This is a genomic window from Streptomyces sp. NPDC014882, assembly GCF_043081325.1.
GTDB lineage: Bacteria > Actinomycetota > Actinomycetes > Streptomycetales > Streptomycetaceae > Streptomyces.
In genome coordinates, this window is sequence record NZ_JBIBWL010000006.1 from 241,377 (window position 1) to 251,589 (window position 10,213).

General features: G+C 76.3%; 11 protein-coding genes. 7 read left to right on the forward strand and 4 right to left on the reverse strand.

Annotated elements, in window-relative coordinates; translation table 11 throughout:
* Positions 1–174: 174 nt before the first annotated feature.
* The 3 genes from ACF09K_RS17020 to ACF09K_RS17030 form a co-directional block, all read right to left on the reverse strand.
* Entirely contained in the window at positions 175–1,155 is a 981-nt protein-coding gene (locus ACF09K_RS17020; RefSeq protein WP_392244292.1) for an Acg family FMN-binding oxidoreductase, read from the reverse strand.
* Positions 1,156–1,352: 197 nt separating this feature from the next.
* Positions 1,353–3,725: a glycoside hydrolase family 65 protein gene (locus ACF09K_RS17025; protein WP_392244294.1), complete on the reverse strand. Its 2,373-nt coding sequence runs from the start codon at positions 3,723–3,725 to the stop codon at positions 1,353–1,355.
* Between the two features lie 31 nt (positions 3,726–3,756).
* Entirely contained in the window at positions 3,757–4,671 is a 915-nt protein-coding gene (locus ACF09K_RS17030) for a universal stress protein (RefSeq protein ID WP_392244295.1), read from the reverse strand.
* A 629-nt stretch (positions 4,672–5,300) separates the two neighbouring features.
* Here ACF09K_RS17030 and ACF09K_RS17035 point away from each other — a divergent pair.
* The 5 genes from ACF09K_RS17035 to ACF09K_RS17055 all read left to right on the forward strand — a co-directional run bounded on the left by ACF09K_RS17035 (position 5,301) and on the right by ACF09K_RS17055 (position 8,121).
* Entirely contained in the window at positions 5,301–6,041 is a 741-nt protein-coding gene (locus tag ACF09K_RS17035; RefSeq protein WP_392244297.1) for a CBS domain-containing protein, read from the forward strand.
* A gap of 88 nt (positions 6,042–6,129) precedes the next feature.
* Entirely contained in the window at positions 6,130–6,354 is a 225-nt protein-coding gene (locus ACF09K_RS17040) for a hypothetical protein (RefSeq protein ID WP_392244298.1), read from the forward strand.
* A 127-nt stretch (positions 6,355–6,481) separates the two neighbouring features.
* The gene (locus tag ACF09K_RS17045; protein WP_392244300.1) at positions 6,482–6,859 is read left to right on the forward strand and encodes a hypothetical protein; all 378 of its coding nucleotides are present in this window, start codon (positions 6,482–6,484) and stop codon (positions 6,857–6,859) included.
* A gap of 184 nt (positions 6,860–7,043) precedes the next feature.
* Positions 7,044–7,580 (forward strand): universal stress protein, encoded by a 537-nt coding sequence (locus ACF09K_RS17050; protein WP_392244302.1) that lies wholly within the window; start codon positions 7,044–7,046, stop codon positions 7,578–7,580.
* A gap of 10 nt (positions 7,581–7,590) precedes the next feature.
* On the forward strand, positions 7,591–8,121 hold the full coding sequence (locus ACF09K_RS17055; RefSeq protein WP_392244304.1) for a flavodoxin domain-containing protein: 531 nt from the start codon (positions 7,591–7,593) through the stop codon (positions 8,119–8,121).
* Positions 8,122–8,238: 117 nt separating this feature from the next.
* Here the strand turns inward: ACF09K_RS17055 and ACF09K_RS17060 are convergent, their stop codons facing one another.
* Positions 8,239–8,472 carry a hypothetical protein gene (locus tag ACF09K_RS17060; RefSeq protein WP_392244306.1) on the reverse strand — a complete coding sequence of 78 codons (234 nt, stop codon included), beginning with the start codon at positions 8,470–8,472 and terminating at the stop codon, positions 8,239–8,241.
* A gap of 354 nt (positions 8,473–8,826) precedes the next feature.
* Here ACF09K_RS17060 and ACF09K_RS17065 point away from each other — a divergent pair, with 354 nt between their 5' ends.
* On the forward strand, positions 8,827–9,279 hold the full coding sequence (locus ACF09K_RS17065; protein ID WP_392244308.1) for a cyclic nucleotide-binding domain-containing protein: 453 nt from the start codon (positions 8,827–8,829) through the stop codon (positions 9,277–9,279).
* An 82-nt stretch (positions 9,280–9,361) separates the two neighbouring features.
* Complete coding sequence (locus ACF09K_RS17070) at positions 9,362–10,027, forward strand: CBS domain-containing protein (protein WP_392244310.1); 666 nt, start codon at positions 9,362–9,364, stop codon at positions 10,025–10,027.
* Positions 10,028–10,213: the final 186 nt, after the last annotated feature.

The window sequence follows — 10,213 nt, forward strand, 5'->3', positions numbered from 1 at the left end:
GCGCCGCGGGGGGCGCCCCCCCCCCCCCCCCCCCGGCGCGGGGCGGGGGGGCGGGGGGGCCCCGCCCCCGGGGGGGGGGCGGGGGGCCCGGGCGCCCCCCCCCCCCGCGCCCCCCCCCCCCGCCCCTTCCCCACCGCTTCCCGCTCGTCGGCGGGGCCGCTCGGTACGGCGCCGTCAGCCGAGCACGTCGGTGACGGGGCGCCGGGGCAGGGGCCGCACGCAGGGCGGGTGGCCCAGGCGGAGGACCATCTGCGGGTACTGGCCCGCGGTGAGCGTCTGCCGGATCCGCCGGCGCAGGTGCGGCACCTCCAGGGGCTGGGTGTGGAAGGCCGCCATGACGCCGTGGGCGGCCGCCTGCAGCAGCATCCGCTCCAGTGCCTGGCCGGCCCGCAGCCAGGCGGCCAGGTCGTCGCGGTCGGTGCCGAGGAGCACCACCAGTCCGGTCCGGGCCGGCCACCGCCGGGGCGGCGTGGGGAACATGCCGGTCAGGCCCGCGTAGTCCCGTCCGGCGAGCGTGGTGCAGTCCGGGTGGAGGACGCCGACGTCGGCCGGGACCCCGTCGTTCCTGGGCTGTGCGAGCCGCCAGGTCCATCCGGCCTGCTCGGCCGCGAGCCTCTCGTCGGTGCGGTGGGCGTCCTCGCCGGCCCGGACCAGTTCGGCCAGCCGCCGGCGGTCCGCGCTGTCGTCGACGACGTGCAGTTCGGCGCCCTCGGCGCGGACCTGCTCGCGCAGTTCCTCCAGGAGGCCCGGCGGCGGCGCCTGCGGCAGGAAGGGGCCGCGCGCGGTGTGCCGTCTGCCCAGGGCGGCGTACAGCCGCTGCTCCTCGGGGGTCGGCCGGGTGTAGGCGCCCCAGGCGACCGTGGCGAGGTGGGCGAGGTCCTGCGGGTCGGGGAAGGTGTCGACGAGGGGCCGGAACCCCAGGTGCAGCATGGCGAGCCGGATGTTGAGCAGGGCCGCCCCGCAGCCGAGGACCAGCTCCCGTCCCCGCGGGTCGGCCAGGGGCAGTCCCCGCTCCGCGACCGCGTGCAGTTCGATGCCCCGGTCCCCGTGCGCCACGAAGCGCCAGGGCTGGGTGTTGTGGAGGGAGGGCGCGGTGACGGCCGCGCGGGCCAGGTAGGCGGAGGCGTGACCGGGGCATGCGCTGACGACGGACATGAGCGGTGCCGCCCTTTCTTGAGCTTCCTGCTCCCAGGATCGCTCCGGGCGGCGGTTTCCCGGCAGGGGCCGCAGGTCCCCCGCGGCGGCCGGGGGGCCCTGGTGACGACGGGTCCGGGACGTGCCGGCGTCCGCCCGGCGGCGGTGGCCGCGGCGGGCTCCGCGGCGATGGCCGCGGCGGGTTCCGTCGGGCGCGGTCACCCGGGGAGGAGCAGCCGGGTCGTCTCCCCCGGCTGGACGCTCACGGCCCGGTCGGCGAGCTGGACGTCGATGGGCGAGCGGTCCGACGGCGGCACCTCGATCTCCAGCTGCCCGTGCGACAGCCGCAGCCGTACGCCCCAGTGGCCCTGGTAGCGCAGGGCGAACCCGTACGAGGACAGTTCGGGCAGCGGCACCGGGTCGAGCCACAGGGCCCCCTCGCGGGTCTCCAGTCCGGTGAGCCCGCGCTGTACCAGGTCGAGGGTGCCGGCCATGGCGCCCAGGTGGATGCCCTCGCCGGTGGTGCCGCCCTGGACGTCCGCGATGTCGCCGCGCAGGGCCTCCTGGCAGAAGGTCCACGCGTCGGCGCGCCGGGCCCTGGCCAGGACCCAGCCGTGGACCAGTCCGCTGAGCGTGGAGCCGTGGCTGGTGCGCCCCAGGTAGTAGTCGACGGTGCGCAGCCAGGTGTCGTCGTCCAGGCGGTGTCCCAGGCGGTGGAACAGCTCCCGCAGTTCCGCGGGGGAGAACAGGTAGCCGAGCATCAGGACGTCGGCCTGCTTGGACGCCTTGTAGCGGTTGACGGTGTCGCCCTCCGCCTCCAGGATCCGGTCCAGGCGCCGGATGTCCTCGTACCGCCTCCGGTAGTCCTCCCAGTCGAGTTCGGCGAGTTCGCCGTAGCCCTCGAACTGGCTGACGACGCCGTCGTGGAAGGGCACGTGCAGGGTGCGGGAGACGTCCTCCCACTGCTCCAGTTCGCCGCCGTCGAGGCCGGTGCGCTCGGCCAGTTCGCGCCGGCGGGGCTCGGGCAGGGCCCGGAGCACCTCCAGGGTGCGGGTGAGCACCCAGGCGGCCGTGACGTTGGTGTAGGTGTTGTCGTCGAGGCCCGGTTCCGGCGCGTCGGGGTACGCCTCGTGGTACTCGTCGGGGCCCATGACGCCCAGGATGCGGTGCCGCCCGAGGCGCTCGTCCCAGGTGGCCGAGTCCGCCCAGAAGCGGGCGATCTGCAGGAGCATCTCGGCGCCCTTGGTGTGCAGGAACTCGGCGTCCCCGCTGGCCTCGCAGTACTGCCACACGTTGTACGCGATCGCCGAGCCGACGTGGTACTGCAGGTGGGAGTGGTCGGGCAGCCAGCGCCCTGAACGGGGGTTGAGGTGCAGGCGCTGGGTCTCCTCGCGCCCGTCGCTGCCGCTCTGCCAGGGGTAGCGGGCACCGCGCCGGCCGATCGCGCGCGCGGCGGAGCAGGCCTGCTCCAGGCGGCGGTGGCGGTAGCGGAGCAGGGCGCGGGAGACCTCGGGGAAGTGGAGGTCGAGGTAGGGCAGGACGAACAGTTCGTCCCAGAACACGTGCCCGCGGTACGCCTCGCCGTGCAGGCCCCGGGCCGGGACCCCGACGTCGAGGTCGGCGGTGTGCGGGGACAGGGTCTGCAGCACGTGGAACAGGTGCAGCCGCAGGACGGCCCCCGGCTCTCCGGGGACGTCGATGTCGGCCCGGCGCCACAGCAGGTCCCAGGCCGTCAGGTGGGCCTCGAGCAGTTCGTCGAAGCCGGGGGCCCGGCCCACGCGCTCGACCGCCGCCTCCAGGGGGTCGCTGATCGCGCGGTCGTGGGAGGTGTGCAGGGCGACGGTCTTGTCGACGGTGACGGTCCCCCCGTCGGTGAGGTGCAGGACGCCCTCCTGGACCGCCCGTCGCTGCTCGTGCCGCGCGGTGACCGGGACGCCGGCCGACGTGAGGCGGGCCGCCATGCCGACGCGGACGTCGGAGGTCCGGGTACGGCAGCGCAGCCACACCGTGTCCGCGGCGCGGGTGCCGGTGTGCACGTGGGTGAGGTGGCGGCCGTCCAGGTCGCGGTAGCGCGGCACGCCCGCGTTGGTGACGCCGCCGTCGAGCGCGGCCTCGACCTCCAGGTCCGCGGAGTGGCCCTCCAGGGTGAACTCGGTGCGCAGGGCGGCGAGATGGGGGTCCGCCATGTGCACGAGCCGCTGCTGGCGCACCGCCAGCGCGCGTCCGTCGCCCAGGGCGTACCGGGTCCGCCGCTCCAGCAGGCCCGAGTCGAGGTGGAGCACGAGCCGGTGGTCGAGCACCGCGGCCGTGTCCGGGGTGAGCCACTCCCCTCCGGCGAGGCGGAACCGCAGCGGGAGCCAGTTGGGGAGGTTGACCATGTCCTCGTTCTCGACGCGGCGGCCCGCGACCTCGGACGTCAGCCGGTTGTAGCAGCCGGCGGCGTAGGTGCCCGGGTAGTGCACGCCGTCCGCGTCGCACTCCGGGAACGCGCCGCGCGTGGCGAAGTAGCCGTTGCCCAGGGTGCACAGCGACTCCCTGAGCGGCTCCTGCCCGGGTTCGTACCCCCGGTACTCCCACGTCCCGTCCGGCACGGCGGCACCCCCTCCTGCGTGAGCGGGGCGCTCACACCCGCTGCGGTACGACCGTCACCGGGCAGTGCGCGTGGTGCAGCAGCGTGTGGCTCACCCGGCCGAGCTGCAGGCCGAGGTGACCGACCCTGCGCCGCGCGCCCACGATCACGAGGTCGGCGGCGGCCGAGCGGTCGACGAGCACCTTGGCGGCCGGCCCCTCCACCGTCGTCCGCCGCACCCGGACCGCCGGGTGCTCGGCCGCCGCCTCGCGCAGGACGTCGTCGAGCAGGGCCGAGGCGCGTTCCTCGTGCCGGCGGGCCCGTTCGTCGGCCGGCGCCGGAGGGTCGCCGCTCTCGTGCGCCGGGCAGCGCCAGGCGCGCACGACGTCCAGGGTGCACGCCCGCGCCTCGGCCTCGCGGAAGGCGAGGCGTACCGCGTCACCGCCGGTGTCCGGGTCGCCGGCCCCGAGCAGGATCCGCTCGTGGGTGCCGGCCAGGGCGGCGGCGTCCCCGCGGACCACGGTCACCGGGCAGTGCGCGCGGGCGGCGACGGCCAGGCCGACCGAGCCGAGGAGCAGTCCCTTCAGCTCGCCCCGGCCGCGCGAGCCGGTCACCAGGAGGGTGGCGTTGTCGCCCTCGTCCAGGAGGGCGTCCGCGGGTTCCGTGGTGAGGACCGCGGTCGACACCCCGACGTCCGGGTTGCGCCGCCGGGCGCGTTCCGCGGCGGAGGCCACGATGTGCTCCGCCAGTACCTGCGCCGAGGGGCGCTCCTGCCCGCGGAGCGTCATGGCGCCCTCGTAGCGTTCCCAGAGGGAGGCATGGACCAGCCGCAGCGGCAGGCCCAGGCGGGCCGCCTCGTCCGTGGCCCAGTCGACCGCCGTCAGACTGGGATCCGATCCGTCGACGCCCACGACCAGGGGCAGTTCCGTCATCGTGCTCACCGCCATCCGTCGGACTGCGCTGCGCATGCAGCAGAACCCTCTCTACCACCGTCGCACGCGCCGCGCCGCCGGGGCAGGGGCGAAGGGGGCGGTCCGGCGGGCCGGTCGGCCCATCCGGTCGCCCCGGAGGGCACGGACGGCACGGACGGCACGGACGGCACGGACGGCACGGTTGCAGACGGCCGGCGGTCAGCTGTCGGCAGGCGGCGGCGGTCGACGGTCCGCGGTCGGCATGCGGCACGTGGTACGCGGCAGGCGCCGGTCCACAGGCGGCAGGCGGTGGACCGCGGTCGACAGGCGGTGGGTGGCAGGCGGCGGTCCGCGGTCGGCACGCGGCAGCGGCATGCGGCAGTCGCCGGTCCGCAGGCGGGGGCACGTAGCCAGCGGTCCGCAGGCGGCAGGCCGCGGTCGGCAGGCGGCAGGCGGTAGGCCGCAGGCGGCGGTCGGCACGCACGGAGCACGGAGGCGCCGGCTCCCCCGACGGCCGTGGGGCGGGTGCCGGCCGGGGTGGGGGCCGCTCGGCCCAGACTCCGGGGCCGCTCAGGCCCTGGGAGCCGCGCCCCGCGCGGAGGAGGCTGGGGGCACAGGCTCCGGAGGGAGGGGCCCGCGGTTCCTCCCCTGCGGACACGTCCCGACCCGTTCGAGGAGAATCAGCCATGAAGGCCACCAGGGTCGACACCCTCATGGTCCGCGACGTCGTCACGGCGGAGCGCGGCACACCGTTCAAGGAGGTGGTGCGCAGGCTCGACCGGCACCGCATCAGCGGGCTGCCGGTGACCGACCCGGAGGGGAAGGTCGTCGGCGTGATCTCCGAGACGGACCTCCTGCTCCGGCAGGCGACGGCCTCCGCACCGGGCGGCGGCCGGGGCTCCTGGGCGGAGCGGCTGCGCGGGCTGAGCCGGCGCGTCCGCCGCGACACGGCCAGGGCCCGCGCCGGCACGGCCGGCGGCGTCATGTCGGCTCCCGCGGTCACGGTGCGCGCCGACGCCACCGTCCCCGAGGCGGCCCGGCTCATGGCCGAACACGGCATCGAGCGGCTGCCGGTGGTGGACGAGGAGGACCGGCTGGTCGGCATCGTCACCCGGCGCGAGCTGCTCCGGGTGTTCCTGTGCCCCGACGACGAGCTCCGCCGGACGGTGGAGCAGCGGGTCTTCGGCGACGCGTTGTGGCTGGCGCCGCACGTCGTCGAGGCCTCCGTCAGGAACGGCGTGGTCACGCTCACCGGCCAGCTGGAGCGGCGCAGCGACATCCCCGTCGCGGTGGGCCTGACGAGCCGCCTCGACGGTGTGGTCGCGGTCGTCGACCGCCTCTCGTACCGGCTCGACGACTCCCGCCTGCGGCCCGCCGACCAGGCGGCCCTGCACGGCATCACGGACGACTGGGTGCGCCGGCTCTGAGTCCGGGGCCCCGGCCACCGCCGGCGAGGGTGCCGGCGGTCCGGCCGGCGGGCCCCGCGGCGGCCCTCACGAACGAGAGAAGGCAGTCATGGTTCCGCTGCTTCTGATCGGCGCCCTGGTCCTCGGCGCCTGCATGGTGTTCGGCTACAGCTCCTTCGTCGTGGGCTTCGTCCTCATGGCGGCGGGGCTCCTCGGCCTCATCGCGTTCATGTCCACGCGGGGCACGGTGCTCAGGCCCGGCGAGCGGGAGGCCGTCATCGAGGAACGGCACTACATCGGCGGCCACGACGACCACCACCGCTACCGGTCGTGATCGTCGGCACTCCCGGCGGGGCCGGTCCCGCACCGGCCCTCCGCGAGGAGCGGCCGACACACAAGAAGTGGGCGTACGGGAAGTCGGCGTACGGGAAGTGGACGCACGGGCAGGAGGAATCGACGTCATGATCACGGCACTCGTCCCGGTGGTCCTGTTCGTGCACGGTTTCGTCCATCTGCCGGTCTGGCTGGCGCGCACCGGCGGGGACGGGCCGTCCGACCCCCGGCACTCCTGGGCGCTGGCGGCGGCGGGAGTGCCCGGTCCCCGCGTCGCGGGAGCCGCTGCCATCGGCCTCGCCTCGGTGACGTCCGTGCTGTACGTCATCGCGGGCGCCTCCGCCGCCGTGCGGAGCGACGCCTGGGCCGCGGCGGCGCTCCTCGCCGCCTGCGTCGGCCTGCTGCTGAAGACCCTGTGGTTCAACCCCCGGCTGTCCCTCGGTCTGCTGCTCGACGTGGGCGTGATCGTCGCCGTGCTGGCCGGCTGGCCCGCGTCCCTGTACTGAGGGGACTGAGGGGTACTCGGGGGGACTCGGGGGGACTGAGGGCGTACCGCGCGGCGTGGGCCGGGCGGTACGCCGGTCCGGTCCGCGAGGGACCATCGGCGGCCCGGCGGGAACCACCCGGCCCACGCCGCGCGGCCGTCGCCGGAGTCACCGTGGCGGTATGAGAACTCTCCGGGAGGCTGTCATGACCGACATCGTCACCGCCGGAAGGATCGTGGTGGGCGTCGACGGGTCCGAGGCCTCGTCGTCGGCCCTACGCTGGGCCGCGGAGCAGGCCCGGGCCCTGGGGGCCGAGGTGGTCGCCGTGCACGCCTGGGAGCCGTCGGCGCCCGGGTTCGCGCCGTACGCCCCGGTCGCGGCGCGTCCCACCGCCGCCGCCGAGCGGGACGCGGCCGCGCGACGGCTGGCGGACACGCTGCGCGAGGTGCTCGGCCGGCGGCCCGACGTGGCCGTACGCGCCGAACTGGTCGAGGGTCCCGCCGCGCGGGTGCTCCTGGAGCGGGCCCGCGGCGCCCTCCTGCTGGCCCTGGGACGCACGCCGCACGAGTGGGGCGAGGCCCCGGTGCTGGGCCCGGTCGGTCGTGACTGCCTGCGGCACGCGTCCGTCCCGGTGGTCGCGGTGCCCGTGGTGCCCGCCCGGACCCGGGCGCCGCTCACGGTGGCCGCGACGGGACCGCGTGCGCGAGCCCCCCGCACCCCTGCCCACGCCGCGTCGAGGTGAGGTGAGTGCCATGACCGTTCTGGTGGGCCACATGAGCGCGGACGGCTCCACCCGGGAGATCGCCGAACGGATCGCGGCCGGCCTGCGGCGGGCGGGACTCGCGGCGGAGGCCCGGTCCCTGGCCGAGGTCACCGACGCCGACGCCTACGAGGCGTTCGTGCTGGGAAGCGCCGTGCACCGGCAGAACTGGCTCCCGCCGGCCGTGGACTTCCTCCGGGGCGACCTGGAGGTGCTGCGGGCGCGGCCGGTGTGGATCTTCAGCGTCGGGATGCCGGACGCGTTGCGCGGGCCGTTCAGGCGCATGGGGCCCATGGAGGTGCCGGTGATCGAGAAGGGTCTGCCGGCCGGTCTCGGCTACCGGGACCACCGTCTGTTCTCCGGTGTCGTCACCGCGGACCGGCTGCCGCGTACGGGCCGGATCGCCTTCCGGCTGCTGGGCGGCCGGTACGGCGACTACCGCGACTGGGGCGCCATCGACGCGTGGACGGCACGGATCGCCGCCGCGCTGCACGCCGCGCCGCACGGTCCGCCGACCGCCTGACGGGCGCTGCCGTACCGCGCCGGGACCGGCAGCGGGTACCGGTCCCGGCGCGGTACGGAGGTCGGCTCCGTGCCCCGTACGGAGGCCGTACGGGGCACGGAGCCGTCGGCCGCGCGGTCAGCAGGTGACCGGTGCCGGTGTGCGGCGGTCCGTCCGTCCGCCGGCCGGCCGTCCACCGGCCCGCCGCTCCTGGTGCCGAGCCGGCGGTGCCGACGGCGCGGCCGCCCGACGGCGTGCCCGGCGTACGGCCAGCGCGTCGGCCACCGCGGCGATCGTGAACGTCACCCCCGTCGAGGCGGCCAGCAGCAGCCCGAGCCGCTCCCGGCGCTGCGGTGCGAGAGCCGTACCCACTCTTCCTCACTCCTCCCGGTCCGGCGCTGTTCCCTCGTCTCCAGCAAACCCCCGACGGCACCCCGCCACATGGGCCGGTCGGCCCGGACGCCGCCGGGAAGCGGCCCTCACCGTCCCGCCCGCCGGGCCGGATCCCCTCCGTTGGGCCGAAGGGCCCTCATTGGGGTCGAGCGGCCCGTGGCCCGCGCGGGCCGACGGGGCCAGTCTGGAATCAGCGGAGCCGCCGTGGCGAGTCGGCGCCGGACCCGCGTGCCCGACGCGGCGCGGACCGGCTTCGCCGCCGATGCCCCGAGCACCTCCCGTACGCCCACACGTCGGCCGCCTGCGGCCGGAGGCAGGAAGGAAACCGGAACGATGACCTCCATCACTCTGGCCGCGGGTCTTCCGATCCAGCACCGTGAACAACTGATGCGGTACGCCCGCGAGGTCTCCTTCGCCATGGGGACCCGGCTCTTCGAGGAGGGCCGGCAGGCCGACCGCTTCTGGATCGTCAGGACCGGGACCGTCGCCCTCGACCTGCGGGTACCCGGGCGCCGGGCCGCCGTCATCGAGTCGATCGGGCACGGCGAACTGGTCGGCTGGTCCTGGCACTTCCCCCCGTACGTGTGGCAGCTGGGCGCCGAGGCCACCAGTCCGGTGCGCGCGTACGAGTTCGACGCGGCGACCGTGCGGGCGAGGTGCGCCGACGACCCGGAGTTCGGCCGCGCGGTCGCCCAGTGGGTCGGGCGGGTCGTCGCCCACCGGCTGCAGTCGGCCCGCGTCCGCCTGCTCGACCTCTACGCCCCGTACGGCAGCGGCAGCCGCTGAGGCCGGGGCACCGCTCCCCCGCCGCCGCACTCTCGGCACACCGCCTCCGACGCCCCGCCTCCGACACTCCGAGGAGCACACCATGACCAGCAGTCCGCACATCGTCAGCGACGTCATGACGCACACGGTCGTGGCCGTGGGCCGTGACGCGCGCTTCAAGGACATCGTCCAGCTCATGGAGGAGTGGAAGGTCAGCGCCCTGCCGGTGCTGGAGGGCGAGGGCCGGGTGGTCGGCGTGGTGTCCGAGGCCGACCTGCTGCCGAAGGAGGAGTTCCGCGACGACGACCCCGACCGGTACACCCAGCGGAGCCGGCTGGCCGACCTCGCCAAGGCGGGCGCCCTGACCGCCGGGGAACTGATGAGCACCCCGGCGGTGACCGTGCACGCCGACGCCACCCTCGCCCAGGCCGCCCGCGTCATGGCCCAGCGCAAGGTCAAGCGGCTGCCCGTCGTCAACGCCGAGGGTCTCCTCGACGGCCTGGTCAGCCGGGCGGACCTGCTGAAGGTCTTCCTGCGGACGGACCAGGACATCGCCGAGGAGGTCCGGCGGGAGGTCGTCTCCGTCCTCTTCCCCGCCCCGGCCGAACCCCTGGGCGTGGAGGTCCGGGACGGTGTGGTGACCCTCACCGGTCACCTCCGCGACACCTCCCTGGTGCCCGTCGCGGCCCGTCTGGTGCGCGCCGTCGAGGGTGTCGTCGACGTCGAGTGCGACTTCTCCGGCGGTTTCCCGCGCGACGTGCCGAGCTGAGGCCGGGCTCCTGTGCGGCCCGCCGTGCCGGCGCCGCGCAGGAGCCCGGGAGAGGACCGGGAGAGGACCGGGAGTGGGGGGGCGGGGGCGCCCCCCCCCCCCCCCCCCCCCCCCCCGCCGGGGCCCCCCCCCCCCCCCCCCGCGGCGCCCGCCCCCCCCCCCCCCCCGGCCCCCCGCCCGGGGCCC

What these genes read in the sequence shown, in the direction of transcription:
- ACF09K_RS17020 (WP_392244292.1), bottom strand. Translation starts at nt 1,155, where the DNA reads ATGTCCGTCGTCAGCGCATGCCCCGGTCACGCCTCCGCCTACCTGGCC.
- ACF09K_RS17030 (WP_392244295.1), bottom strand. Translation starts at nt 4,671, where the DNA reads ATGCGCAGCGCAGTCCGACGGATGGCGGTGAGCACGATGACGGAACTG.
- ACF09K_RS17035 (WP_392244297.1), top strand. Translation starts at nt 5,301, where the DNA reads ATGAAGGCCACCAGGGTCGACACCCTCATGGTCCGCGACGTCGTCACG.
- ACF09K_RS17040 (WP_392244298.1), top strand. Translation starts at nt 6,130, where the DNA reads ATGGTTCCGCTGCTTCTGATCGGCGCCCTGGTCCTCGGCGCCTGCATG.
- ACF09K_RS17045 (WP_392244300.1), top strand. Translation starts at nt 6,482, where the DNA reads ATGATCACGGCACTCGTCCCGGTGGTCCTGTTCGTGCACGGTTTCGTC.
- ACF09K_RS17050 (WP_392244302.1), top strand. Translation starts at nt 7,044, where the DNA reads ATGACCGACATCGTCACCGCCGGAAGGATCGTGGTGGGCGTCGACGGG.
- ACF09K_RS17055 (WP_392244304.1), top strand. Translation starts at nt 7,591, where the DNA reads ATGACCGTTCTGGTGGGCCACATGAGCGCGGACGGCTCCACCCGGGAG.
- ACF09K_RS17065 (WP_392244308.1), top strand. Translation starts at nt 8,827, where the DNA reads ATGACCTCCATCACTCTGGCCGCGGGTCTTCCGATCCAGCACCGTGAA.
- ACF09K_RS17070 (WP_392244310.1), top strand. Translation starts at nt 9,362, where the DNA reads ATGACCAGCAGTCCGCACATCGTCAGCGACGTCATGACGCACACGGTC.